23 protein-coding genes are annotated in these 24,503 nt (G+C 54.0%); 11 read left to right on the forward strand and 12 right to left on the reverse strand.

The window, feature by feature from the left end; translation table 11 throughout:
* Positions 1–28 precede the first annotated feature (28 nt).
* Both N5923_RS18705 and bglF read right to left on the reverse strand, forming a co-directional pair.
* Positions 29–1,423 carry a glycoside hydrolase family 1 protein gene (locus N5923_RS18705; RefSeq protein WP_267144866.1) on the reverse strand — a complete coding sequence of 465 codons (1,395 nt, stop codon included), beginning with the start codon at positions 1,421–1,423 and terminating at the stop codon, positions 29–31.
* Positions 1,424–1,439: 16 nt separating this feature from the next.
* Complete coding sequence (bglF, locus tag N5923_RS18710) at positions 1,440–3,320, reverse strand: PTS beta-glucoside transporter subunit IIABC (RefSeq protein WP_267144865.1); 1,881 nt, start codon at positions 3,318–3,320, stop codon at positions 1,440–1,442.
* A gap of 348 nt (positions 3,321–3,668) precedes the next feature.
* Between bglF and zntB the strand changes: the two genes are divergently transcribed.
* Entirely contained in the window at positions 3,669–4,652 is a 984-nt protein-coding gene (zntB, locus tag N5923_RS18715) for a zinc transporter ZntB (RefSeq protein WP_267144864.1), read from the forward strand.
* A gap of 281 nt (positions 4,653–4,933) precedes the next feature.
* Positions 4,934–5,095, forward strand: coding sequence for a proline-rich small protein YnaL (gene ynaL, locus N5923_RS18720; protein ID WP_017799977.1), 162 nt, complete (start codon positions 4,934–4,936; stop codon positions 5,093–5,095).
* Between the two features lie 79 nt (positions 5,096–5,174).
* Here ynaL and ttcA read toward each other — a convergent pair whose 3' ends face one another.
* The gene (gene ttcA, locus N5923_RS18725; RefSeq protein WP_267144863.1) at positions 5,175–6,107 is read right to left on the reverse strand and encodes a tRNA 2-thiocytidine(32) synthetase TtcA; all 933 of its coding nucleotides are present in this window, start codon (positions 6,105–6,107) and stop codon (positions 5,175–5,177) included.
* A 301-nt stretch (positions 6,108–6,408) separates the two neighbouring features.
* Here ttcA and N5923_RS18730 point away from each other — a divergent pair, with 301 nt between their 5' ends.
* From N5923_RS18730 to dbpA, 3 genes are all read left to right on the forward strand, one after another.
* A complete protein-coding gene (locus tag N5923_RS18730; RefSeq protein ID WP_267144862.1) occupies positions 6,409–6,687 on the forward strand; it encodes a type II toxin-antitoxin system RelB/DinJ family antitoxin in 279 nt (92 codons plus the stop codon).
* On the forward strand, positions 6,668–6,973 hold the full coding sequence (locus N5923_RS18735) for a type II toxin-antitoxin system YafQ family toxin (RefSeq protein WP_267144861.1): 306 nt from the start codon (positions 6,668–6,670) through the stop codon (positions 6,971–6,973). Before N5923_RS18730 ends, N5923_RS18735 begins: the two co-directional genes overlap by 20 nt.
* A 141-nt stretch (positions 6,974–7,114) precedes the next feature.
* On the forward strand, positions 7,115–8,494 hold the full coding sequence (gene dbpA, locus N5923_RS18740; RefSeq protein ID WP_267144860.1) for an ATP-dependent RNA helicase DbpA: 1,380 nt from the start codon (positions 7,115–7,117) through the stop codon (positions 8,492–8,494).
* Between the two features lie 49 nt (positions 8,495–8,543).
* Here the strand turns inward: dbpA and N5923_RS18745 are convergent, their stop codons facing one another.
* On the reverse strand, positions 8,544–8,831 hold the full coding sequence (locus N5923_RS18745) for a putative quinol monooxygenase (protein ID WP_267144859.1): 288 nt from the start codon (positions 8,829–8,831) through the stop codon (positions 8,544–8,546).
* A 326-nt stretch (positions 8,832–9,157) separates the two neighbouring features.
* Between N5923_RS18745 and N5923_RS18750 the strand changes: the two genes are divergently transcribed.
* Positions 9,158–9,433 (forward strand): putative hemolysin, encoded by a 276-nt coding sequence (locus N5923_RS18750; protein WP_267144858.1) that lies wholly within the window; start codon positions 9,158–9,160, stop codon positions 9,431–9,433.
* A gap of 41 nt (positions 9,434–9,474) precedes the next feature.
* Here the strand turns inward: N5923_RS18750 and N5923_RS18755 are convergent, their stop codons facing one another.
* Complete coding sequence (locus N5923_RS18755; protein WP_267144857.1) at positions 9,475–10,467, reverse strand: 2-hydroxyacid dehydrogenase; 993 nt, start codon at positions 10,465–10,467, stop codon at positions 9,475–9,477.
* 213 nt (positions 10,468–10,680) lie between these two features.
* Between N5923_RS18755 and N5923_RS18760 the strand changes: the two genes are divergently transcribed.
* The 3 genes from N5923_RS18760 to N5923_RS18770 are packed head-to-tail and all read left to right on the forward strand — an operon-like array spanning position 10,681 to position 13,828.
* Entirely contained in the window at positions 10,681–13,314 is a 2,634-nt protein-coding gene (locus N5923_RS18760; RefSeq protein WP_267144856.1) for a YdbH family protein, read from the forward strand.
* Positions 13,298–13,492, forward strand: a complete 195-nt coding sequence (locus N5923_RS18765; protein ID WP_267144855.1) for a YnbE family lipoprotein — start codon at positions 13,298–13,300, stop codon at positions 13,490–13,492. The genes N5923_RS18760 and N5923_RS18765 overlap by 17 nt, the downstream gene beginning before the upstream one ends.
* Before the next feature lie 12 nt (positions 13,493–13,504).
* A complete protein-coding gene (locus tag N5923_RS18770) occupies positions 13,505–13,828 on the forward strand; it encodes a YdbL family protein (RefSeq protein WP_267144854.1) in 324 nt (107 codons plus the stop codon).
* A gap of 33 nt (positions 13,829–13,861) precedes the next feature.
* Here the strand turns inward: N5923_RS18770 and azoR are convergent, their stop codons facing one another.
* Positions 13,862–14,467 (reverse strand): FMN-dependent NADH-azoreductase, encoded by a 606-nt coding sequence (azoR, locus tag N5923_RS18775; protein ID WP_267144853.1) that lies wholly within the window; start codon positions 14,465–14,467, stop codon positions 13,862–13,864.
* Between the two features lie 269 nt (positions 14,468–14,736).
* On the opposite strand from azoR, the gene hrpA reads away from it, so the two are divergent.
* Positions 14,737–18,639, forward strand: a complete 3,903-nt coding sequence (gene hrpA / locus N5923_RS18780) for an ATP-dependent RNA helicase HrpA (RefSeq protein ID WP_267144852.1) — start codon at positions 14,737–14,739, stop codon at positions 18,637–18,639.
* A 34-nt stretch (positions 18,640–18,673) separates the two neighbouring features.
* Here the strand turns inward: hrpA and N5923_RS18785 are convergent, their stop codons facing one another.
* The 6 genes from N5923_RS18785 to rstA form a co-directional block, all read right to left on the reverse strand.
* On the reverse strand, positions 18,674–19,477 hold the full coding sequence (locus tag N5923_RS18785; protein ID WP_267144851.1) for a trypsin-like serine peptidase: 804 nt from the start codon (positions 19,475–19,477) through the stop codon (positions 18,674–18,676).
* 119 nt (positions 19,478–19,596) lie between these two features.
* The gene (ydgU, locus tag N5923_RS24880; RefSeq protein ID WP_456119823.1) at positions 19,597–19,677 is read right to left on the reverse strand and encodes a small membrane protein YdgU; all 81 of its coding nucleotides are present in this window, start codon (positions 19,675–19,677) and stop codon (positions 19,597–19,599) included.
* Positions 19,678–19,763: 86 nt separating this feature from the next.
* Positions 19,764–20,183, reverse strand: coding sequence for an acid resistance repetitive basic protein Asr (gene asr / locus N5923_RS18790; RefSeq protein WP_267144850.1), 420 nt, complete (start codon positions 20,181–20,183; stop codon positions 19,764–19,766).
* Between the two features lie 184 nt (positions 20,184–20,367).
* Positions 20,368–21,855: a carboxypeptidase M32 gene (locus N5923_RS18795; protein ID WP_267144849.1), complete on the reverse strand. Its 1,488-nt coding sequence runs from the start codon at positions 21,853–21,855 to the stop codon at positions 20,368–20,370.
* 21 nt (positions 21,856–21,876) lie between these two features.
* Positions 21,877–23,178: a two-component system sensor histidine kinase RstB gene (rstB, locus tag N5923_RS18800; RefSeq protein WP_267144848.1), complete on the reverse strand. Its 1,302-nt coding sequence runs from the start codon at positions 23,176–23,178 to the stop codon at positions 21,877–21,879.
* A complete protein-coding gene (rstA, locus tag N5923_RS18805; protein ID WP_267144847.1) occupies positions 23,175–23,903 on the reverse strand; it encodes a two-component system response regulator RstA in 729 nt (242 codons plus the stop codon). The genes rstB and rstA overlap by 4 nt, the downstream gene beginning before the upstream one ends.
* A gap of 134 nt (positions 23,904–24,037) precedes the next feature.
* On the opposite strand from rstA, the gene N5923_RS18810 reads away from it, so the two are divergent.
* Positions 24,038–24,502: a hypothetical protein gene (locus tag N5923_RS18810; protein ID WP_407704495.1), complete on the forward strand. Its 465-nt coding sequence runs from the start codon at positions 24,038–24,040 to the stop codon at positions 24,500–24,502.
* The last annotated feature ends 1 nt before the right edge of the window (position 24,503 follow it).

Genomic DNA, 24,503 nt, shown 5'->3' on the forward strand with positions numbered 1-24,503 from the left:
TCGGGCCAGCACCGCTGACCCGCGAGGATTATTTCAGTGATGCACCGTGGCTGTTAATCACTTCCTGATACCACCAGAAGCTTTTCTTGCGCGTACGGGTGAGGGTGCCATTGCCGCTGTCATCGCGATCAACATGGATAAAGCCATAGCGTTTGGTGAACTCCGCTTTTGAAGCACTGACCAGGTCAATCGGCCCCCAGCAGGTATAACCCCAGACTTCGACGCCATCTTCAATCGCCTCACGCACCTGCACCAGATGATCGTTTAGGTAGTCAATGCGGTAATCGTCGTTAATTGATCCGTCGGCTTCCACTGTGTCGCGTGCGCCAAGACCATTTTCAACGATAAACAGCGGCTTCTGATAGCGGTCATACAGCTCATTCATCAGGTAGCGCAGACCTTCCGGATCGATCTGCCAGCCCCACTCAGAACTCGCCAGATGCGGGTTAGGCACCATATTCAGGATATTAGCGCGTGCTTTCTGATTCTGTTCTTCATCGGTCGTCACACAGCCGGTCATATAGTAGCTGAAGGAGATAAAGTCGACGGTGCTTTGCAGATCGCGCTTATCCTGCTCTTCAATTTCCAGGCTAATGCCCTGATCCTTAAAGAAGCGCGTCATATAGGCCGGGTAGTATCCGCGCACCTGTACGTCGCCGAAGAACAGCCAGTCGCGGTTCTGCTGCAGGGTTTCCATCACGTCCGCCGGACGGCAGGTCAGCGGATAGAGCATGCCACCCAGCAACATATTGCCGATTTTGCCGTCCGGTACGATTTCATGGCAGGCTTTTACCGCGCGGGCGCTGCCAACCAGCTGATGGTGGATTGCCTGATAGATCGCCTGCTTATCGCTATCCTCCGGCAGACCAACACCGGTAAATGGTGCATGCAGCGACATATTGATCTCATTAAAGGTCAGCCAGTGCTTCACTTTATCTTTATAACGGCTAAACACGCTGCGCGCATAATTAACAAAGAAGTCGATGGTCTGACGATTGCCCCAGCCACCATAATTTTTCACCAGGCCATACGGCATCTCATAGTGGGAGAGGGTGACCAGCGGAGTGATATTGTATTTGGCCATTTCATCAAACAGCCGGTCATAGAATGCCAGTCCGGCTTCATTCGGCTGCGTCTCATCACCATTGGGGAAAATACGTGTCCAGGCGATGGATGTCCGTAATACCGTAAAGCCCATCTCGGCAAATAACTTAATATCTTCCGGGTAACGGTGATAAAAATCGATCGCCTCGTCTTTGATGCCAAAGTCACCGGGCTGGCGTTCAATGCGTTCGCCAAAGATACCCTGCGGCTGTAGATCGGAGGTCGACAATCCTTTGCCGTCTTCCTGCCAGGCGCCTTCAACCTGGTTAGCGGCGACAGCGCCACCCCAGAGGAAATGTTGCGGGAAACGTGCAGTCATCGGTATTTCTCCTTGTTTATTTAATCAGGGTCAGCAGCGAGGTGTTTTCTGCCACCTGGCTTTGCTGGCTGGCGGCTAAAACGTCGATATAGTCATCGCTGTTACTGATAATCACCGGGGTGGTGAGGTCATAACCTGCCGCGGTAATGGCAGGGATATCGAATTCAAGCAGCAGGTCGCCAACTTTCACGCGGTCATCCTGTTGCACATGGGCAGTGAAGTGCAGACCATCCAGTTTTACCGTATCAATGCCGACATGAATCAGCACTTCAGCGCCACTCTCATCTTCCAGGCCAATAGCGTGTTTAGTGCGGAACAGCGAGGAGACCGTGCCATTAACCGGTGAGACAACCCGTCCCTGGGACGGTCTGATGGCGATGCCTTTACCGAGTAAGCCACTGGCGAAGGTTGCATCATTAACCTGTTCCAGCGGCAGCGATTCACCCTTCATCGGGCTGCTGATGGTGATTTTGCTGAGTAAATCCGGATTGGTCGTAGCGAGCGGGGCGGCAACGGTAGGCGTCACGATTTCCGGCTCATTCATTGGCGCAAATAAACGGGTGGCAATCGCCGCAAAAGCAAAGGCGATAATCCCACCGACAAAGGCGGCGGTAACCGAAGCGTCGTAGCCGGTTTTGGGTATTACCTGCGCAAAAGTGAAGAGACCCGGGAAGCCAAAGGAGAAAGCGGTGGTATGAAAGAAACCGAGGATGGCTGCACCGATGGCGCCGCCAACACAACCGAAGATAAATGGACGCCGTTTGGGCAGCGTAACGCCATATACCGCAGGTTCAGTAATGCCAAACAGGCTGGCGCTGAAAGCGGAAGCCGCAATCCCTTTCATCTTAGCGTCACGGGTTTTCAGTAAGACGCCGAGGGTGGCGCCTGCCTGACCGAAAATAGCTGGCATCAGCAGCGGTAACAGCGTGTCCTGGCCGAGCATGCTGAGGTTGTTGATCATAATCGGCACCAGTCCCCAGTGCAGGCCGAAAAGCACACATACCTGCCAGAAGGCGCCAGCCAGCGCACCGGCAATCGCGGAGTTAAGGCTATAGACAAACAGGTAGCCATCCGCCAGCAGCTGGCTTAACCAGGTAGCGACAGGGCCAATCAGCAGGAATGTCATGGGAACCACTACCGCAAGGCAGATCAGCGGGGTAGTGAAGTTGCGGATTGCGCCGGGCAGACGGCTGTGGATATTGCGCTCAATCAGGCAGGAGAGCCAGCTGGCAAAAATAATCGGGATAACCGATGAACTGTAATTGATCAGCAACAGCGGAATGCCAAAAAAGTCGAGCGCCTGATTACCGCTTTGCTCCGCCTGAAATGCCTGCAGCATTACCGGATGCACCAGCGCCGCGCCGATGGTCATGCAGATAAACGGACTGCCGCCGAATTTTTTACCCGCGCTGTAGCCGAGGGCGATGGGTAAAAAGTAAAACAGCGCATCACTGGCCGCAGTCAGCGCTTTATAGCCGCCGCTGCTGTCGCTGAGTACGCCGGTAGCCAGCGCGACGGCCAGTAAACCTTTCATAATCCCGGAGGCGGCCATCACCCCAATATACGGCATAAATATGCCGGAAACGATATCGATAAAACGGGTAAGCAGTGACTCTTTACTGTTGTCCGGCACCTCTTCAGTCTGTTCACCCAGGCCGCTCTGGCTGACCACGGCCTGGTAAACGTCGGAAACATGGTTGCCAATCACTACCTGATACTGACCACCGCTTTCCACCACCATAATCACGCCGGGATTGTTTTTCAGACCTTCGCTGTCTGCTTTGCCGTGATCTTTGAGTTTAAAGCGCAGACGCGTCGCACAGTGCATTACCGATTTGATGTTTTCCCTGCCGCCTACACCTTGCAGAATGGATTCCGCTAAATCTCCGTATTTCATGCTGTCAGCTCCCGAGTAAGCCAGAGGTTATGATATTTATCTTTGCGTTATCGAGTTCAGGCCAAAAAAAAACCTAAACCACGAATCTCTGCGCCAGAAGGGCGGAAACACGTGGTTTAGGTTTTGCCTGATAATCAGTAACAATCCTGTTTAACTGGCCTGAGTTTTCATCACCACTCCTTTACAGGCAAGTAATTTAGCGGGTTATCAGTTAAATTCGTGACCGGGATCTGATTTTTCCGCTAAGAATGACATGCTTTGTCACCCTTATACGTAGCGGGATGATTGCATCTGCCAGGCGGCGCGCTAGACTGTATCGTATTGATTATATTCAGACTGAGGCAAGACGTGAACGTTATTGAAGGCAAAGCGCTACAGGTTTCCGATGCGATTATCTCCTGTCAGCTGGATGGCAAAGGCGGGCTGATTCCTATCGATGATAGCGAAGTGATTAACTGCGAACGTCCTTGCTGGTTGCACCTGAATTATACGCATCGTGAAAGTGCCGAGTGGCTGGCATCAACGCCGCTGATCCCCGATACGGTGCGCGCTGCGCTCTCCGGCGACAGCATGCGTCCGCGGGTAAGCCGTCTGGGTGACGGCTTTATGATCACCTTGCGCAGCGTCAATCTGAACAGTGAGTCGCGTCCCGATCAGCTGGTGGCGATACGGGTATTTATTAACGATAAAATTATTGTTTCGACGCGCCGCCGCAAAGTGTATGCCATTGATGAAGTGCTGACCGATCTGCAAAATGGTAATGGTCCGGTAGATGGCGGCAGCTGGCTGGTGGATGTGTGTGATGCATTAACCGATCACAGCAGTGAATTTATTGAAGAACTGCATGACAAGATTATAGAACTGGAAGACGCGCTGCTTGAACAGCGGGTACCGGCACGCGGTGAGCTGGCGCTGATCCGTAAGCAAATTATTGTTATGCGTCGCTATATGGCGCCGCAGCGTGATGTTTATGCGCGACTGGCCAGTGAACGCCTCGGCTGGATGGATGATAATGAACGCCGCCGAATGCAGGAAATTTCTGACCGGCTCGGGCGCGGACTGGATGATTTAGATGCCAGCGTGGCGCGTACCGCTGTGCTGGCCGATGAAATCACGACGGTGATGGCGGATGCGATGAACCGCCGTACCTACACCATGTCGCTGCTGGCAATGGTGTTTCTGCCGACCACATTTCTCACCGGCCTGTTTGGCGTCAATCTTGGAGGTATTCCCGGGGGCGACTATCGTTTTGGTTTCAGTATCTTTTGTCTGATGTTAGTGGTGCTGGTACTGGGTGTTGCCTGGTGGTTAAAACGACGTAAATGGTTGTGAAGCTGTAAGAAAAGGAACGAAAAAGAGGGCAGAAGTGTCAATAAAGCTGATCGATATCAATAAATCACCGGCGCTATCACGGCAAAATCTCTTCCGCAGGTGAATGCAACGTCAAGCGATGGGCGTTGCGCTCCATATTGTCTTACTTCCTTTATTTGAATTACTGCATAGCACAATTTGATTCGTACGACGCCGGCTACTCGCCGGCTTTTTTTTGCCCGTTTGCCAGCGCGCTCTATCCCACCTAAGCTTAACTTTCATGTCTGACAAAGGAGGAAAGCATGTTCGCAACCGATTATGCAGAACAACCTTACGCTTCCGATCCGGTGCCTGTCGATCCGGTACCGATCCCCGAACCGATTCCACGCCCACAACCCATGCCCGATCCGCCGCCTGATGAGCCGGACCCGCATCCGATTATTGACCCGCCGCCGCATGTATAAAAGTGCATGTCATTGGCACGGGCGGCGAGAATGCCGCCCCTAAGTAAAGGCGGCGTTTTCGCCGCCCGTTATGGCAGGATTATTTAATCTCTAACACATCCAGTCGCTGTAGCGGCTGCTCATCATCTTCATCGGGTTGCCAGCCAATGGGCTGGGTGGGCAATGACTCACGATCGAAAGCCAGATCGCCACCATCCACCACTTCTGCGCCGTGTTTAATCCCTTTAAAGTCAAACAGCGTGTTATCCGCCATATGTGAAGGAACGATGTCCTGCATGGCGCTGAACATCGTTTCAAGCCGTCCCGGATAGCGTTTATCCCAGTCGCGCAACATATCGCCAATGACCTGACGTTGCAGATTGGGCTGCGAGCCGCACAGGTTACACGGAATAATGGGGTATTCGCGCGCAATGGCAAAGCGTTCGATATCTTTCTCTCGACAGTAAGCCAGCGGGCGGATCACAATCTGTTTGCCATCGTCGCTCATCAGCTTCGGTGGCATCCCTTTCATTTTGCCGCCGTAAAACATATTGAGAAACAGGGTTTGCAGAATATCGTCGCGATGATGACCAAGGGCAATTTTGGTCGCCCCCAGCTCCGTGGCGGTGCGATACAGAATACCGCGGCGCAGACGGGAGCAGAGAGAACAAGTGGTTTTCCCTTCCGGGATCTTATCTTTAACGATGGAGTAAGTATCTTCGTTAACGATCTTATATTCCACGCCAAGCGCTTCAAGATATTGCGGCAGAATATGCGCCGGGAAGCCCGGCTGTTTCTGATCAAGGTTGACCGCGATCAGTGAAAAAGAGACCGGCGCACTTTTCTGCAAATTGCTTAACAGCTCCAGCATGGTATAGCTGTCTTTGCCGCCAGAGAGGCAGACCATAATGCGGTCGCCATCTTCAATCATATTGAAATCAGCGATCGCCGCGCCAACGTTGCGGCGCAGGCGTTTCTGCAGTTTATTCAGGTTATACTGCTCTTTCTTGGTAGTGTCTTGATTTTCTGACATTTATTTATTGCTCACGTCTGGAAAGGTCACCGCAGGGAGATCACTGGAGAGTCTCCCTTGGGTGACATTCATACTGCTCACTCGAATATTCTGAGTATGGTACGGATTGCGAAGCTGAAAGCTAGTACGAATTGTGTTGGTTTCAGGTCATAAAAGGTTTTGGCAGGGAGAGTACAACAAACTGATGCTGTCACTGAGCTTTGCAAGAAGCGTCAGTCGGATGAATATAAGCCGAAGGCTGATTTTTGACCATGTGGTTATTTGTGGGTACAATGTGCGTACAAGTGATGAGGTGATGATTATGCAAACCAGTATTAAAATGCGGATTTCCGAAGAGCTTAAAAACGACGCTACCGATGTTTTACGTGATTGTGGCATGACGGTGAGCAGCGCCATACGCCTGTTTCTGGAGCAAGTTGTTCGTTCTCAGGGATTACCATTTGAAGTAAAACGCCCCTCTGCAAAAATGCAAATCGCGCTGCAGGAAGCTCGCGAAATAGAGGAAAGCGCCCAACATCGTTATGACTCGATCGACTCAATGTTCAAGGGATTGAATGCAGATGAGCAGCAAGAGAAGTAAACTTCCTCGCAGAGTTGAGTATACCAAAACCTTTGCCAAATCATGGGAACGCTATAATAAGGCGGGGCGGCGTGATATGAACGATATGGCAGAAGTGATGGCGATTATTTTCTCTGGAAAAGAAATACCACCAGAATACTCAGACCACGAATTGCAGGGCGCAGAGTGGGGTGGCTCCAGGGAACTCCATGTCGGTGGAGATTTCTTACTGGTATACCGAATCGATAAGCAACAAAATCTGCTGACTTTTATTAACCTGGGTACTCACAGTGAATTGTTTGGATAAAAGTATTCCGTTGGCTCCGCTTATACTAACCCATCACCCCCACAGGATTTCTTCCCCAGAATGGGAATAATGCAGGAAAAGACGACTTTTCTGCTAGACTACGCGCCATTAAACCCGCCCGATTTTTGCAGAGAGTTCTCCGTGACCGCTTTTTCTACCCTGACGCAACTACCCGCCAGCCAGCTCGCTAACCTTGAAGAGATGGGTTATCTGGCGATGACGCCAATTCAGGCCGCCGCGCTGCCTGCCATCCTCGAAGGCCGTGACGTGCGTGCACAAGCGAAAACCGGTAGTGGTAAAACCGCCGCGTTTGGTCTTGGTGTGTTGCAGCGTATCGATGCGTCGCAGTACAGCACCCAGTCGCTGGTACTCTGTCCGACGCGCGAACTGGCGGATCAGGTAACAAAAGAGCTGCGTCGCCTGGCGCGCTTCACCCAGAATATTAAAATTCTGACGCTTTGCGGCGGGCAGCCGCTGGCGGCGCAGCGCGATTCACTGCTGCATGCTCCGCATGTCGTGGTCGGGACGCCGGGGCGAATTATGGATCACCTGAAACGCGAAACCCTGAAGCTGGATAATCTGAATACGCTGGTGCTGGATGAAGCCGACCGTATGCTGGAGATGGGTTTCCGCGAAGATATCGATACCATTATCCGTTACACCACCTCAGAACGTCAGACTCTGCTGTTCTCCGCCACCTGGCCGCAGGGCATTGCGCAGATCAGCGGTCGTATTCAGCGTGATCCGTTAACCGTTGAAACCGGTGATGTGTCCGAATTACCGTCAATTGAACAACATTTCTTTGAAGCCGGTAACCGCGAAAAACTGACGATGCTGATTGGTCTGCTCAGTCAGCAGCAGCCGAAATCCTGCGTGGTATTTTGTAATACCAAACGCGAGTGTGATGATATTGCTCAGGCGCTGGACAGCAGCCAGATCAGCGCCATGGCGTTGCACGGTGATTTAGAACAGCGTGACCGTGATCAGGTGTTAATTCGCTTTGCCAACGGCAGCTGTCGCGTGCTGGTGGCAACGGACGTTGCGGCGCGTGGCCTGGATATTAAAGAGCTGTCGATGGTGGTGAACTATCAGCTGTCGTTCGACCCGGAAGTGCATGTCCACCGTATCGGCCGTACCGCGCGCGCCGGACAGCAGGGCAAAGCGGTCAGTTTCGTTGCGCCGGATGAGATGGTTCGCGCGCATGCGCTGGAAGATTATCTGCAGATGAAACTGAACTGGCAGCAGGGCGCGCCGCTGAAGTCAGTCGATGTGCGACCGCTGGATGCCGAAATGGCCACGCTGTGCATTGATGGTGGTCGTAAAGCGAAAATCCGTCCGGGCGATATTCTTGGCGCGCTGACCGGTGATGCGGGACTTTCAGGGGAACTGGTGGGGAAAATCGATATCACCGCCACGCATGCCTATGTGGCGATTCGTCATGACGCGGCACGTCAGGCGATGAGACAGCTGCAACAGGGCAAAATCAAAGGCAAAACCTGCCGTGCACGCCTGCTGAAATAAGTGAACGGCCGCCAAAGCACGCGCACAGCGTCTTTGGCGGTAACTGCCTTTAGTGGATAATCACTTCTGGTGGCTGTTTGATTAAGCCTTCGCTACCGGCAAGCAGTTTTTTAAAATGAGGCTGCTCATTGTGTAACGCAATTGCTGCTTCATCCTGCCAGGTTTCATGAAACAGGAACACATTGCCATCTTCAACGCTACGGTAGAGATCGTAGTGAATGCAACCGGCTTCCGCGCGGCTTGGGGCAACACAAGCGTTAAGCACTTTTTTTAGTTCGTCGGCTTTCCCCGGCTGGGCAACAAATTTAGCGACGATCATCAGGCTTTTACTACTCATTGATTCTCTCCTGTTTTCTTTGTTATCGCAGCGACATGCATGTCGCCCACTCTGTAGTGACTCTGTTCTTTCCTCTTAACCGGCTATCCGTGCCAGCATCCCTGACATCATGCCACAGCTGGCGGGCAACTTCAGGTTGTTGCGTAAAAAGAGCAGCAAAACGCACTCTGCGTGCTGAACTGCCGGCGTGATGCTCTTTCGGAAAGTCGGCTATTGTAATTTTGAAAAATTTTTTAAGTAAAAAATCATTACAAGTATCGACCTATAGTTAAACGTAGCTTATGCTGGCAAAGCTTTTTCCCTGACATCGTCCCGGAGCCCAATCTATGAAAGCAGTGACCTTTCTGCTGGCTGGCGTTGCGTTGCTGCTATCAGCATGCAGCAGCAATAGCGACAATGAACCGCCGCAACAGGCAACCGCCGCCCACGTTCCTGCCAGAGTGTCGATGTCTGATCTGGCCGAGTCAAATTGCGCCAATGCCGGGGGTACGCTGGCGTTCTCGCGTCAGCTTGATGGTTCGTCAGTGGGGATGTGCCAGCTGGCCAATGGCCGTCGCTGTGGTGAAAATGCATTGATGAGCGGCAGCTGCGCCCGTTTCTGACCGGGTGAAACAGGGTCACCAGCGATGACCCTGCGGCAGGATCAGGTCGTCAGTTCATTGGAGCAGGTGTCGCCTTTCTCCAGCTGACGTAAATTCTCCAGCGTAGTTTGTGAGATACTGGTCAGCGCTTCGGCGGTCAGAAACGCCTGATGGCCGGTAAACAGCACGTTATGACAGGCTGAAAGACGGCGGAACACGTCATCCTGGATCACATCATTGGATTTATCTTCAAAGAACAGATCGCGTTCATTCTCATAGACATCCATCCCCAGCGAACCAATTTTCTGCTGTTTTAATGCGTCAATTGCCGCCTGTGAATCAATCAGACCGCCACGACTGGTGTTGATAATCATCACGCCATCCTTCATCTGTTCAAAGGCGCTGGCATTCAGCAGATGATGATTTTCCGGCGTCAGCGGGCAGTGCAGGCTGATGACGTCCGACTGGCGGAACAGGGTTTTAATATCAACATATTCTGCGCCCAGTTCCAGCGCCTGCGGACTCGGATAAGGGTCAAACGCCAGCAGGCGCATACCAAAACCTTTCAGAATACGCATGGCGGCGATACCAATCTTGCCGGTACCGATCACTCCCGCCGTGCGGCCATGCATATTGAAACCAATCAATCCTTCCAGCGAGAAATTGGCATCGCGCGTACGTTGATAAGCGCGGTGGATGCGACGGTTTAAAGTCATCATCATGCCAACGGCATGTTCGGCAACCGCTTCAGGTGAGTAGGCCGGCACGCGCACCACGCGGATCCCCAGCTCTTTTGCCGCATCGAGATCAACGTTATTAAAACCGGCGCAGCGCAGGGCAATAAATTTCACGCCCAGTTCAGCCAGCTCCTCCAGCACCGCCCGGCTGCCGTCATCATTAACGAAGATACATACCGCTTCGCAGCCGATGGCAGTTTTCGCTGTGCGCTCATTTAACAGGAAGTCAAAAAACTCCAGCTCAAAGCCATAGCTTTCGTTGACGTTTTCCAGATATTTCCGGTCATATTGCTTGGTGCTGTACACCGCAAGTTTCATCGTTACGCTCCTGTCATTAAGCTTTTGGGCTGATTTTTATTCCGCAGATAACTCATATTAGTCATTATTCTTTATCCGAAGTAAACAACAGGGCGATGCGGATGGCTGAACTGCCGGGTACAGATTGATTTATAGATAAAAACTTCACCACACAGCCGTTACGTGCCATCATTTATTCTACGATCGATACGGACACAACGGATATTCAGTGCCATGAGTCGGGGCTTTTACATTTTCTGTGCTGCGCTGCTGGCGTTGATCCTGCTATTTCTCGGGCTGATGCTCTCTGTCACTCAGTGGCTGCCTCGCCTGGCGGGCATCTGGCTGCCGGCAGATACCTCCATCGCACTGGAGGGCAATCCACGCTGGCGCAACGGCGGCCTGTTGCTGCCTGGCGTACGCTACCAGGCGGGCGACTGTGAACTGGCGTCAGTCAGCAATGTTACTCTCAGCAGACATCACCAGCGCTGGCAGCTTGGCGCCGATAACCTCGCGCTTAATCCTCCCTGCCTGAGCAAACTGCCTGCGGGAGAAAGCAGCGCCGCGCCGCGTTCGCTGGCCGAATGGCAGCAGATGCTGCCGGATGCCGATGTGACCATTAATCAGCTGGTGATCACGCCTTATCAGCAGTATGCCGGTAAGTTGCAGCTGTCGCTGGATCAAAAGCAGCAACAGCTGCACTATCAGGGCGACAATCTGCGACTCAGTGCGCAGCTTCAGGGACAACAGCTGAATATTCAGCAGCTCAGCATCAATCACCCGGCGCTGTCGCAGCCGGTGACGCTGGCCGGACAGTTAACCTTACCGATTATTCCCGACGGCGTACCGCAGGCCGGGGAGTTGCATGGCGATCTCTCCTTGCAGGGCATGCCGCAGCCGCTACAGTTGCAACTTAACTGGCAACAGCAGCAGGGCAAGCTGGTGGTCAGGCAGACCGATGATGCCACGCCGTTGCTCAGCCTGCCATGGACCATCACGCCGCAGCAGATTGAGATCCGGCAGGGTGAATGGCGCTGGCCTTACGCGATGCAGCCAGTTTCCGGCGGCATCGCGCTGACGCTGAGTCAGTGGCAGCAGGGGCTGGCCGCCACCGAAATTCGTGCACGGCTTAATGTGCTGACTTCCGGGCGTGGCGGCAAAGGGAATGTGGTGCTGAGCGTCGGCCCGGGTCATCTGGATATGCTTAACAGCCAGCTGCCTTTCCAGCTTACCGGCGCCAGTAAACTTCAGGCATTGCAGTTTTACACCACCATGCCAGGGGTGATTCAGGGAGCGTTGCTCGATCCACAGGTTACCCTGCAGCCGGGGGCGCTGCTGCGGATGCGTGGCCGTCTGCTGTCGACGCTGGAAGTGGATGAAGCGCGCTGGCCACTGGCTGGGGTGAAAGTTTCATCTGCCGGGATTGATGGCCGTTTGCAGGCGATTCTTAACGCGCACGATCCCAGTATGGGCCGCTTTACTGTGCATCTTGATGGTCGCGCCAGCAACTTCTGGCCGGATAAAGGGCGCTGGAACTGGCGCTACTGGGGCAAAGGGTATATGGCGCCGCTGAAGGCGAAGTGGGATGTAGCGGGCACCGGCAACTGGCTGGACAGTACCATTGAGCTGAATACTTTATCGACCGGTTTTGACCGTCTGAGTTATGGCATGGTGAATGTAAAATCGCCGCGCTTAACGCTTAATGCGCCGCTGCGCTGGCAGCGTTCGGCCGAAAATCCGGCGTTTAACGGCGAATTACAGATGACAGCGCGTGAAACCACCTTGACCTCGGGCGGCTATTTACCCTCTTCGACGCTGAATTTCCAGGTAAAGGGACGCGATCCGGCAGACTTCCTGTTTAACGGCGCTTTGCAGGCTGAAGCTATCGGCCCGCTACGGGTGAATGGACGCTGGGATGGCGCACGCCTGCGCGGACAGGCATGGTGGCCGCAGCAGTCACTGACGGTATTTCAGCCGCTGTTAAGTCAGGATCTGAAAATGAAAATTCAGTCTGGCATGCTGCGCGCGCAGGTGGCGTTTTCCGCCGCGGCCGATCAGGGGCTGGAGGCGGGTGGACACTGGTCGGTGAATAATGGCAGCGTCTGGATGCCGGACAACGAAATCAATGGCGTCGATTTTTCGCTGCCGTTCCGGCTCAAAGCCCATCAGTGGTTTTTTGGCGCGCATGGCCCGGTTTCATTGCGCATCAAAGAGGTAAAAAATCAGTTTGCGCTTGGCAATATCAGTGCCGACCTGCAGGGCAGCTATCCTTACAGCGAGAAGCAGCCGCTACGGCTCAGTAATGTCAGCGTTGATCTGCTGGGAGGTAAGCTGACGCTGGAAGAGCTGGCGCTGCCGCAGCATCAGGCGGCAACCGTCAGGTTGCGCGATATCAGTCTGAGTGAGCTGGTCACCGCGATTAAACCGAAGCAGATTGCCATGTCCGGGCGGATTAACGGCGCTTTACCGCTGTGGCTGAATCACCCGCAGTGGCTGATCAAAGAGGGCTGGATTGCCAACAGCGGCAGCCTGACGCTGCGGCTCGATAAACAGATGGCTGATGCCATCTCCAGCAATAATATGGCAGCCGGTGCGGCGCTGGACTGGCTGCGCTATATGGAGATCTCGCGCTCCTGGGCGACGATTAATCTCGATAATCTCGGCGAGCTGACCATGAACGCGCAAGTGGATGGCAACAGCCGCTTCCGGGATAAGAATCAGCGTGTGGCGCTTAACTACACGCATCGCGAAAATCTGTTTCAGCTCTGGCGCAGCTTGCGCTTTGGCGATAACTTGCAATCCTGGGTGGAGCAAAATGCCACCTTGCCGTCGCAAAAGGAAAAGAACAGTCATGACACTGACAATTAAAGCGCTGGTGTGGTTACCGGTGTGTGGGCTGCTGGCGGGATGTGTGCCGCGTATCGAACTGGCCGCGCCGAAAGAGCCGATTACCATTAATATGAATGTGAAGATCGAACATGAAATTCATATCAAGGTGGATAAGGATGTGGAAACCTTGCTGAAAAATCAAAGCGATCTGTTCTGACGGGAGCGGGAGATGAAGAGATTACTCTGGCTGATGCTGTTGGGCGTATTAATTTCGCCGTCAGCATGGGCGTTATCGCTGGATGAAGCACGGCAACAGGGGCGCGTAGGGGAAACCCTGAGTGGTTATATTGCGCCAATTAAGCAGGACAGCGAGACCCTTGCGCTGGTGGCGCGCATTAATCAGGGACGTGCCGAACATTATCAGCAGCTGGCCAGCCGTAACAATCTGACAACGGCAGAAGTGGCGCGGATCGCCGGTGAAAAACTGGTGCAGCGCGCGGCCGCCGGGGAGTATGTGCGGGGTATTAACGGGCAGTGGCTGAAGAAAAATTGATACAGGGCGGCGTGACCGCCGCCCTTGTAGTGATTATGCGGCAACGATCTGTTTGATCGCATCCTGCGCATCGGTGGTCGCTTTAGTGGCCACTTCCGGACCGTAAGCAATACCTTCAGCAAACACAAAGTTCACATCGCTGATACCGATAAAGCCAAGGAACAGCTTCACATACGGGGTCAGCAGGTCAGTTGGGGTATCTTTGTGAATACCGCCACGGCTTGACAGGATCACCGCACGCTTACCTTTAACCAGACCTTCCGGGCCTGCTTCGGTATAACGGAAAGTCACGCCAGCACGGGCAATCAGGTCGAAATAGTTTTTCAGCTGCGTTGGGATGTTGAAGTTGTACATTGGCGCCGCGATAACCACGGTATCATGAGCCTGCAGTTCAGCAATCAGCTCGTCGGACAGCGCCAGCGCTTCCTGCTGACGTGGCGTCAGTGGTGCATCAGAAGGACGCAGCGCGCCAACCAGCTCGCCATCCAGAACCGGAATGGGGTTAGCAGCCAGATCACGTACGGTAACTTCATTACCGGCGCTGGCAGCTTTAACCTGCTCAACATAGAAGTCAGCCAGCTGGCTTGATTGTGAGTAACCGGCGAGAATACTGGACTTAAGAACTAATACTTTGCTCATGATCTTTTCCTGTCTGTTAACGCGGAAGTCTGTCCGCTCAATGGTTTACACTTTAGGGCCATTTATCTGTAAGTGATAGCGCAATATTTCGAGAGCTATGTTCGAAAATATTGAACAAGCATAGCGAGAGAGCGCGCTCACATTTATTGCGCTGTGCTAAACTGCGCGCCACAAATGACAAATTTTTTATCGCCAGCGACGCTGGCGCGAAGCGGCAGCACTTACTCTGATAACTCACCGCTGCTGCGTTAAACGGGTACTGAACCAACATGTCTGAAAATACACATACTTCGCCGCTGGCGGCGCTTTATCCGCGTCTGGAAGCCCTGATGCTGCGCGATCGCCAACGTTTACAACGTCGTTTGCAGGGTGCCGCTAAGGTGAAAAATCCTGATACGCAACAGGGGATAGCCGAAGAGCTGAGCAGAGAGATTGCTGAGGCTGAGCGGCGTATCGTTCAGCGCCAGGCAGCGACGCCGAAAATCACCTTTCCGCAAAATCTGCCGGTTAGTCAGAAAAAACAGGATATTGCAGCGGCGATTCGCGACCACCAGGTGGTGATTGTCGCCGGTGAGACCGGTTCCGGTAAAACCACCCAGTTGCCGAAAATCTGTATGGAGCTGGGACGCGGCATCAAAGGGCTGATTGGTCATACTCAGCCGCGCCGTCTGGCGGCGCGCACCGTCGCCAACCGTATTGCGGAAGAGCTGGAAACCAGCCTCGGCGGCTGCGTCGGCTACAAAGTGCGCTTTAACGACCAGGTGGGCGACACCACTCAGGTTAAACTGATGACTGACGGTATTCTGCTGGCGGAGATCCAGCAGGATCGTCTGCTGATGCAGTACGACACCATCATTATCGATGAAGCTCATGAACGCAGTCTGAATATCGACTTTTTGCTGGGTTATCTGCGTGAGCTGTTGCCGCGTCGCCCGGATCTGAAAGTGATTATCACCTCGGCGACCATCGACCCCGAACGCTTTTCCCGTCATTTCAATAACGCGCCAATTATCGAAGTTTCTGGCCGTACTTATCCGGTGGAGCTGCGCTATCGTCCGGTCTCCGAAGATATTGATGACAGCGAACGCGATCAGTTACAGGCGATTTTTGATGCGGTAGATGAGTTGGGCCACGAGAGCCGCGGCGATATTTTGATCTTTATGAGCGGCGAGCGCGAAATCCGTGATACCGCTGATGCGCTGATTAAGCGCGATTTGCCGCACACCGAAGTGCTGCCGCTGTATGCGCGCCTCTCCAATGCCGAGCAGAACCGCGTGTTCCAGTCGCATCCAGGACGCCGCATTGTGCTGGCGACCAACGTGGCGGAAACCTCGCTGACGGTGCCTGGCATTAAATATGTGATTGACCCCGGCACCGCGCGTATCAGCCGTTACAGCTTCCGCACCAAAGTCCAGCGCCTGCCGATCGAACCGATTTCGCAGGCATCAGCGAATCAGCGAAAAGGTCGTTGCGGCCGCGTATCGGAAGGGATCTGCATCCGCCTGTATGCGGAAGAGGACTTTAATAACCGGCCGGAATTTACCGACCCGGAGATTTTGCGCACCAACCTCGCATCGGTGATCCTGCAGATGACCGCGCTGGGCCTCGGCGATATCGCCGCTTTCCCGTTTGTTGAAGCGCCGGATAAACGCAATATTCAGGATGGCGTGCGTCTGCTGGAAGAGCTGGGCGCAATCACTCAGGAAGAGGGGCAACGCTACAAACTCACCGCCTCGGGTCGTCAGCTGGCGCAGCTGCCGGTCGATCCGCGTCTGGCGCGGATGGTGCTGGCGGCGCAGCAGTATGGCTGCGTGCGTGAGGTAATGATTATCACCGCTGCGCTGTCGATTCAGGATCCGCGCGAACGTCCGGCAGAGAAGCAGCAGGCGTCTGATGAGAAGCATCGCCGCTTTGCTGATAAAGATTCCGATTTCCTGGCGTTTGTGAATCTGTGGAATTACCTGCAGGAGCAGCAGAAAGCGCTGTCATCCAGCCATTTCCGCCGCCTGTGTAAAAGCGATTTCCTTAATTATCTGCGCGTGCGTGAGTGGCAGGATATCTACACGCAGTTGCGCCAGGTGGTGCGTGAACTGGGACTGCCGGTAAACAGTGAGCCGGCAGAGTTCCGCGAAGTTCATGTCGCATTACTCAGTGGTTTACTGTCGCATATCGGGCAAAAAGATGCCGATAAGCAGGAATTTACCGGTGCACGCAATGCGCGCTTTATGATCTTCCCCGGTTCCGGGCTATTTAAGAAGCCACCCAAATGGACCATGGTGGCGGAACTGGTGGAAACCAGCCGTTTGTGGGGGCGCATTGCGGCGCGTATCGAGCCGGAGTGGATTGAACCGATTGCCCAGCATCTGCTGAAACGCAGCTACAGCGAACCGCACTGGGAGAAAGGTCAGGGCGCGGTGATGGCAACCGAGAAGGTGACGTTGTATGGTCTGCCGATTGTTGCGGCGCGTAAGGTTAATTACGGCCAGATTGATGCAGTGCTGTCACGCGAACTGTTTATCCGCCATGCGCTGGTGGAAGGCGACTGGCAGACGCGCCATGCGTTTTTCAAAGCCAACCTGAAGTTGCGTAGCGAAATTGAGGAGCTGGAGCATAAATCACGCCGCCGCGACATTCTGGTGGATGATGAGACGCTGTTCAGCTTCTATGACCAGCGTATCGGCCATGAGGTGGTGTCCGCGCGTCATTTTGACAGCTGGTGGAAAACGGCTGGCAAAGAGAAGCCGGAACTGCTGAATTTCGCTAAAGAGATGCTGATTAAACAGGGGGCTGGCAATGTCAGCAAGCTGGATTACCCGAACTTCTGGCATCAGGGCAATCTTAAGTTACGTCTCAGCTATCAGTTCGAGCCGGGCACCGATGCCGATGGTGTCACGGTGCATATTCCGCTGCCGCTGCTGAATCAGGTGGAAGAGGCCGGATTTGAGTGGCAGATCCCCGGTGTGCGTCGCGAGCTGATTATTGCGCTGATTAAATCACTGCCGAAACCGTTACGCCGTAACTTTGTTCCGGCGCCCAACTATGCTGAAGCCTTCCTCGGCCGTGCCACGCCGCTGGAGACGCCACTGCCCGATGCACTGGAACGCGAGTTCCGCCGCATGTCCGGCGTCACTATTGAACGTGATGCCTGGCAGTGGGATCAGGTGCCCGATCATCTGAAAATGACCTTCCGCATTGTTGATGAGAACAATCGCCCGTTAAAGGAAGGCAAAGATTTGACCGCGCTGCGTGCTGAGCTGAAAGGTAAAGTGCAGGAGACGCTGTCGCAGGTGGCCGATGACGGACTGGAACAGCGCGGACTGCACCTGTGGAGCTTTGGCGATTTGCCGGACCATTTTGAGCAGAAACGTGGCAACTACAGCGTAAAAGCCTGGCCTGCGCTGGTTGATGAGAAGGACAGTGTGGCGATCCGTCTGTTTGACAGTCAGCATGAGCAACAGAAGATGATGTGGCGCGGTCAGCGCCGGTTGCTGCTGCTGAATATTCCGTCGCCAACCCGTTATCTGCATGAAAAACTGCCCAACAAAGCCAAACTGGGTCTCTATTTTAATCCGTACGGCAAAGTGCTGGATCTGATTGATGACTGTATCGCCTGCGGCGTCGATAAGCTGATTGCCGAATCTGGCGGTCCGAGCTGGCTGGAAGCGGACTTTACCCGGCTGCATGACAAAGTGCGTGCGGAGCTGAATGAAACCGTGGTGGAGATCGCCAAAGTAGTCGAACAGATTCTGACCTCGGTGTTTACCATCAATAAGCGGCTGAAGGGGCGGGTGGATATGGCGCTGGCACTGGCGCTGTCCGATATTAAAGCGCAGATGAGTGGGCTGGTCTATCCTGGCTTTGTGACGCAAAACGGCTGGAAGCATCTGCCGGATACGCTGCGTTACCTGCAGGCGATTGAACGTCGGCTGGAGAAGCTGCCAGTGGATCCGCACAGCGATCGTGCACGTATGCTGAAAGTGGAGCAGGTGCAGAAAGCGTGGCAGAGCTGGCTGCATAAACTGCCGCCGACGCGTCGTGATGATGAAGAGGTGCAGGATATTCGCTGGATGATTGAGGAACTGCGCGTCAGCTACTTTGCGCAACAGCTGGGGACGCCATATCCGATCTCCGATAAACGCATTTTGCAGGCAATGGAGCAGATTGCGGTGTAAATTAACAGGCCACACCACGGGTGGCCTGTTGCTTTTACAGCGCTAACTTTTCCAGTTGATCGCGGAACGCAGTAACCGAAATCGCCCGGTTATCGGCGCGGTAGCGATCTTTCGCTGCTGGCGCTGAACTCTGTACCGCAATCAGCTGCCAGCCATCATCGGTTTTCAACATCAGCGGTGAACCGCTATCGCCCGGCAGCGTATCGCACTGATGCGATAGCACCGAACGCTGTGCCCAGCCGGTTACCAGACAATCACTGTGTGAGTAGAGGGTATCGAGGTGATCTTCCGGGTATCCGGCCTGCGTGACGCGTCGATCCACGGTTTTCAACGCCTCCGTCAGTTCAGAACGTGAACCGGCAAACAGCGGCACGGGTGTAATCCCCGATGGCGGATTGCGCAGCACGATCAGGCCGTAATCATAAGGCGCCGCCGCCGGGGGAACGATCCAGCCGTCGCCATCAGCCTGCAACTTATTGCCTAATTCCGGGTCAACCCGCGCCTCAATATCGTGGATCTCATAGCGCCAGTCACCGTTGCTGGCAATAAAACGCAATGCCACCGGCTTATCCAGCTTGCCGGGCGGCGCCAGCAGGCAATGGCCAGCGGTCAGCGCCAGATGCGCTGAAATTAAGGTGGCGCTGCACAGGTTGCCGCTTTCGGTCTCCAGCTGGCCGATCGCTTCCCACGGCACACCGGTCGTCGCAGCCACTGGCTTACGATCGTCATGGCCAAAAAACAGAGTCTGAGCATCATCTTCGCTCAGCGAATCATCATCAGCATGGGAATAAAATGCCAGTGACAGCAATCCCATCAACAACACAGCCGTTATGCGCATATCACTCTCAGGAAGGGCGAAAACTATGTAAATAGCGGTAATTACGCGTTAAGCGTTAACTATAGACGGTGAGCAGCAATAAAGGGAGTTTAATTCGGAATATCAGTAGACTACAGCATTTAAAGCCAGAAGCTGGCGGTAATGATACCGCAGATAATCATCGCAGCCAGGATGATTTCGAACAGATAGCGCCGCACCATTTCCGCTACTCCGGGAAAGAAACACCCGGAGAGTCCGGGTGTTTGTCATAGTCAGGTCATGCCTTGCGTGCTACAGCGCGCGGTGATTATGCGGCTGGAGTGGCAGCAGCTTTTTTGGCCACTTTTTTGTGGTGCACTTTTTTCGCCGCCTGCGCTTTCTGCGCTACAGGTTTCTTAGCGGTTTTTTTGTGCAATTTTTTTGCGGCCTGCGCTTTCTGTGCAACCGGCTTAGTGGCTTTTTTGTGGTGCACTTTTTTCGCTGCCTGGGCTTTCTGTTCTACAGGCTTTTTAGCGGCTTTTTTATGCGCTTTTTTCGCGGCCTGGGCTTTCTGCACCGCGGCTTTTTTATGTTTTTTGTGATGCACAGTTTTGTGTGCAGCAACTTTAGCTGGCGCTGCGGTGGTTGCTGCTGGCGCAGCAGCCGGAGCTGGTGTGGTCTCAGCAGCGAAAGCAACTGAAGACAGACCCATAGCAGCGGCAACAACCAGAGAAACTAATTTTTTCATTGTAAAACCCTCGAATGTATTTTCATCTATTAGCCCACTGCGGGGCCGGTGAAAGTACTATATGTAAACCGGACGAGAGTTTCCGTGAGTGTTTGGTATCGGCGTGTAACCGAATGTACGAAAGGTAAGATATTGAATTTAAAGCGCAGGAAAACGTAGTGGCGGCGTTAACGCCGCCATGTAGTTAGTTATTCAGATAACGGTTTTCCAGATGCTGACGGAAATATGCCGGATTCAGATCTTCGCCGGTGGCATGGGTAATCAGCTGCTGAGTGCTGAAACGGCTGCCGTGCTGCCAGATATTTTGCTGTAACCAGTCGAAAATCGGCTGCAGATCACCGCTGCGAATCTGGCTCTCAACCTGCGGCAGCGCACGTTTTACGGCCTGGAACAACTGGGCGGCATACATCGCGCCCAGGGTGTAAGTCGGGAAGTAGCCAAACGCGCCATCGGTCCAGTGAATATCCTGCATACAGCCGTCACGGTAATTACCCCGGGTATCAATCCCCAGATATGCCTGCATCTTCTCCTGCCAGACGGCCGGAATATCGTCGACCTCAATCTCGCCGCCAATCAGCGCGCGCTCAATCTCATAACGCAGGATCACATGTGCCGGATAACTCACTTCATCAGCATCGACGCGAATAAAGCCCGGTTTTACCCGCTGGTTAAGGCGTACAAAGTTGGCGCTATTTAACGCCGGTTGCGCACCCATCTGTGCAATCACCTGCGGCAGAATCAGCTGCAGGAAATCAGCACTGCGCGCCAGCTGCATCTCAAAAAACAGGCTCTGCGATTCGTGGATGGCGGTGGAACGGGCATGTGCCACCGGCTGGCCGAGCCACTGTTTCGGCAAGTTCTGCTCGTAACGGGCATGGCCGGTTTCATGAATCACGCCCATCATGGCGCTGAGGAACTCATCTTGTTTATAGCGGGTGGTGATGCGCACATCCTGTGGCACGCCGCCGCAGAATGGGTGGGCGCTGACGTCGAGGCGACCGGCGTTAAAATCAAAGCCCAGCTGCTGCATAATGCTCAGACCAAGCTGGCGTTGCGCTTCAATGGCAAAGGGGCCAGCGGGGCGATCAACCTGTTCCTGCGCCTGTTTTTCCACAATGCGTTGCAACAAGTCCGGCAGCCACTGTTTTAAATCACCAAAGGTTTTATCCAGTTTAGCGCTGGTCATTCCCGGTTCAAACACATCCAGCAGGGCGTCATAACGCGAGCAACCGTTGGCCTGCGCGCGGATCTCTGCTTCTTCGCGGCTGAGTTTTACCACTTCTTTCAGATTGGCGGAGAAACCCTGCCAGTCATTGGCCGGACGCTGCTGACGCCAGGCGTGTTCGCAACGCGAACCCGCAATCGATTTGGCTTCGACCAGCGCTGCCGGCAGCAGGGCAGCCTGCTGCCATGCACGGCGCATTTCCGCCAGGTCAGACGCCTCTACATCATTCAGCGACTCCTGTTCCGCCTGATCCAGCCAGCTGCCGACCTGTTTTGCGGTCAGAATTTCGTGTTGCAGCACGCTCAGTTCCGCCAGCGCTTCACCGCGCGCCTGGCTGCCGCCTGCGGGCATCATGGTTTGCATGTCCCAGCCCGCAATGGCTGACAGGTGGCCGAAGCGCGACAGGCGCTGGAAGGTTTTGCTCAGATGCTGATAAGCAGATGTCACGTTAACTCTCCTTGAGATAAATTATGCCGGCTCTGTTTTCCGCAAGGGTAAATCAACCGGCCAGCAAAAGCGAACGCTGGCACCACCAAGCGCACTGCTGTCGATAATCACAAAACCGCCCAATGCCTGGGCAATCGAATGGACAATCGCCAGACCTAAGCCGCAACCACCGGTGGCGCGGTCGCGGCTGGGATCGAGACGCACAAAAGGCTCAAATACCCGCTGACGTTCGGCCAGCGGGATCCCCGGACCATCATCTTCAACCTGCAGACAGGCGGTATTGCCGTCAAACCACAGCCCGACGCGCAGCTGTTTATCGGCATAGCGCAGCGCGTTATTGACCAGATTATCCAGCACCCGTTCCATCAGTCGTGCATCGGCGATGCCGACGTTTTCACGTTGTGGCGTATCAAGAGTGATCCGGTGTTCAGGATGCAGCGGGCGAATATCGTCGAGACGTTCCTGCAGCCATTCAGCCAGATCAAACTGGCGCAGCGTCAGGTCGACTTTCGGGCGGTCGAGGCGGGCGTAAGTCAGCAGCTCTTCGATCAGGGCTTCCAGCTGGCCGATATCACGGTTAAGCGCGCTGGACTCGGCTGGCGTCAGATTATCGCTCATCTCCAGCCGGTAGCGCAGGCGCACCAGCGGCGTGCGCAGCTCATGGGCGATACCGTCAATCAGCTGTTTCTTACTGGCTACCAGCGTGTTGATATTGTCGGCCATCTGGTTAAAGGCCACGCCAAGACGTATCAGACTGGAGGCGCTGTCAAAATGGATGCGCTCATTCAGATGCCCCTGACCAAAGCGCTGCGCGGCGGTCTCCAGTTTCAGCATATCTTTCCAGTGCGGGCGCATCCAGATAAACACCGGCAGCGCCAGCGACAGGCCGATAAATGCCAGCAGCACAATATCGAGAATGCGCATCTGATGCAGGAAGAACAGATAAGGAATCGGTCCGACCACCAGCACATAGTGGCTGCGCGGAATATGCTGCATAAAGGTGTATTCATCGTCGAGCGCGATAATCTCACCGGCGCGCAGGCGATGCATCGCTGGTGCATCGAGCTTAATTTTACTCAGCGGCTCAATATGCAGTTTAAAAGAGAGATTCAGGTCGAGCTTATTAATGGTTTTATTCCAGTCACGCAGCGGGATCTCGCGTAACTCACTGCGCATCAGATAGAGCGAACTTTTCATCAGGTCGTCCATTGACTGACGACCGGCGCGCTCGGCGGTGTATTTGTAGACCAGCCCGACCAGCATCGCCATCACCAGAAAACAGACGAACAGCAGCAGGTAGAACTGGATAAATAGCTTTCTCATGCGCTGTGACTTTCCCAGGCGTGTGGTGCAAACAGATAGCCTTTATTACGGATGGTTTTGATCCGGTAAGGCTCGGTAGCGCTGTCGTGCAGCTTTTTACGCAGGCGTGAAATCGCTACGTCAATACTGCGATCCAGACCGTCATAACTGACGCCGCGTAACGTTTTCAGCAGCGCATCGCGATTAAGTGTCTGTCCGGCATGGGTCGCCAGCTCCCAGAGCAGGTCGAAGTCGGCGGTCGACAGGGTGATATTTTCTTCGAAGAGGGCGACCTGGCGGTTAACCGGATCGATAAACAGCGAGCCAAAACGCAGCGCTTTATGGCCTGACTGCGCCGGAGCAATCTCTTCCCGGCCGCTGCTACTTCCCGCCTGGCGCAGATGCAGACGCAGACGCGCCAGCAGCACCGCTGGCGGGGTGGTTTTCAGGATATAGTCATTGGCGCCCATCTCCAGTGCGAGAATATGGTTCATATCACTGTCGAGCGAGGTCAGCAGCACTATCGGGCCGGACCAGCTGGCGCGCAGGTCGCGACACAGCGTCATACCATCTTTACCGGGTAACATAATATCCAGCATCACCAGTTCCGGCGCGGCTTCGGCAATCACCTGTTCAGCCCGGTCGCCGCGGCTTTCGACAATAACATCAATCCCGTGACGCCCGAGATAAGCGGCAATCAGCTCGCCTACGTCGTGGTCATCTTCAACGAATACAATTTTGCTCATAATGCTGTGCGTCTGTCTGTGGTGACAGCAGCATATCCTTTGTGGTGTCGAACAACTATCACGGGATTATGATCCCGCGCTAAATAACTCAAGATGTATAGTACAGGCAGCGCAAAATATGCCATTATATTCGCATGGTTGTTTCATACATAAACCATTTATTTTTCCATTGGAGGAGATTGAGGGTGTCTGAAAAAGAGCTGGCGTCAGCCGGGTACAGTGACCGCATCTGCTTCAACTATATGGATTTTCTCTCCGCTTCCTGCAAAAAGCGCTGGAGCTTCGTGGATGCCATCTACGGTGTCCTGCCGATCTTCGGCATGGTGACGCGTAAGCCTGGCAATGCACAGCATGCACCGGCAGACCATCTGAAAGAATTAGCGTTGCAAATCATTTCAACACAGGTCAGTGATGAGATTAATATTGCGCGTCTGATTACGCTTGCCGAACAGCAGCAGATCGATCAGCTGGATATTTTATTACCTTATCCACTGTCGACACAGCAGCTTGATACCATTCAACAAGAGTATCGTAAGCCTCTGGACCTGACTCAGCATGACGACCGTCTCAGCATTCATTTTCTGACGGCCGCCCACTAAA

This window comes from Winslowiella arboricola, assembly GCF_025527015.1.
GTDB classification, from domain to species: domain Bacteria; phylum Pseudomonadota; class Gammaproteobacteria; order Enterobacterales; family Enterobacteriaceae; genus Erwinia; species Erwinia arboricola.

Excerpts from the sequence above, each read along its gene's own strand:
- N5923_RS18705 (WP_267144866.1), bottom strand. The coding sequence starts at position 1,423 with ATGACTGCACGTTTCCCGCAACATTTCCTCTGGGGTGGCGCTGTCGCC.
- bglF (WP_267144865.1), bottom strand. The coding sequence starts at position 3,320 with ATGAAATACGGAGATTTAGCGGAATCCATTCTGCAAGGTGTAGGCGGC.
- ynaL (WP_017799977.1), top strand. The coding sequence starts at position 4,934 with ATGTTCGCAACCGATTATGCAGAACAACCTTACGCTTCCGATCCGGTG.
- ttcA (WP_267144863.1), bottom strand. The coding sequence starts at position 6,107 with ATGTCAGAAAATCAAGACACTACCAAGAAAGAGCAGTATAACCTGAAT.
- N5923_RS18730 (WP_267144862.1), top strand. The coding sequence starts at position 6,409 with ATGCAAACCAGTATTAAAATGCGGATTTCCGAAGAGCTTAAAAACGAC.
- N5923_RS18735 (WP_267144861.1), top strand. The coding sequence starts at position 6,668 with ATGAGCAGCAAGAGAAGTAAACTTCCTCGCAGAGTTGAGTATACCAAA.
- N5923_RS18745 (WP_267144859.1), bottom strand. The coding sequence starts at position 8,831 with ATGAGTAGTAAAAGCCTGATGATCGTCGCTAAATTTGTTGCCCAGCCG.
- N5923_RS18750 (WP_267144858.1), top strand. The coding sequence starts at position 9,158 with ATGAAAGCAGTGACCTTTCTGCTGGCTGGCGTTGCGTTGCTGCTATCA.
- N5923_RS18755 (WP_267144857.1), bottom strand. The coding sequence starts at position 10,467 with ATGAAACTTGCGGTGTACAGCACCAAGCAATATGACCGGAAATATCTG.
- N5923_RS18760 (WP_267144856.1), top strand. The coding sequence starts at position 10,681 with ATGAGTCGGGGCTTTTACATTTTCTGTGCTGCGCTGCTGGCGTTGATC.
- N5923_RS18765 (WP_267144855.1), top strand. The coding sequence starts at position 13,298 with ATGACACTGACAATTAAAGCGCTGGTGTGGTTACCGGTGTGTGGGCTG.
- N5923_RS18770 (WP_267144854.1), top strand. The coding sequence starts at position 13,505 with ATGAAGAGATTACTCTGGCTGATGCTGTTGGGCGTATTAATTTCGCCG.
- azoR (WP_267144853.1), bottom strand. The coding sequence starts at position 14,467 with ATGAGCAAAGTATTAGTTCTTAAGTCCAGTATTCTCGCCGGTTACTCA.
- hrpA (WP_267144852.1), top strand. The coding sequence starts at position 14,737 with ATGTCTGAAAATACACATACTTCGCCGCTGGCGGCGCTTTATCCGCGT.
- N5923_RS18785 (WP_267144851.1), bottom strand. The coding sequence starts at position 19,477 with ATGCGCATAACGGCTGTGTTGTTGATGGGATTGCTGTCACTGGCATTT.
- ydgU (WP_456119823.1), bottom strand. The coding sequence starts at position 19,677 with ATGGTGCGGCGCTATCTGTTCGAAATCATCCTGGCTGCGATGATTATC.
- asr (WP_267144850.1), bottom strand. The coding sequence starts at position 20,183 with ATGAAAAAATTAGTTTCTCTGGTTGTTGCCGCTGCTATGGGTCTGTCT.
- rstB (WP_267144848.1), bottom strand. The coding sequence starts at position 23,178 with ATGAGAAAGCTATTTATCCAGTTCTACCTGCTGCTGTTCGTCTGTTTT.
- rstA (WP_267144847.1), bottom strand. The coding sequence starts at position 23,903 with ATGAGCAAAATTGTATTCGTTGAAGATGACCACGACGTAGGCGAGCTG.
- N5923_RS18810 (WP_407704495.1), top strand. The coding sequence starts at position 24,038 with ATGGTTGTTTCATACATAAACCATTTATTTTTCCATTGGAGGAGATTG.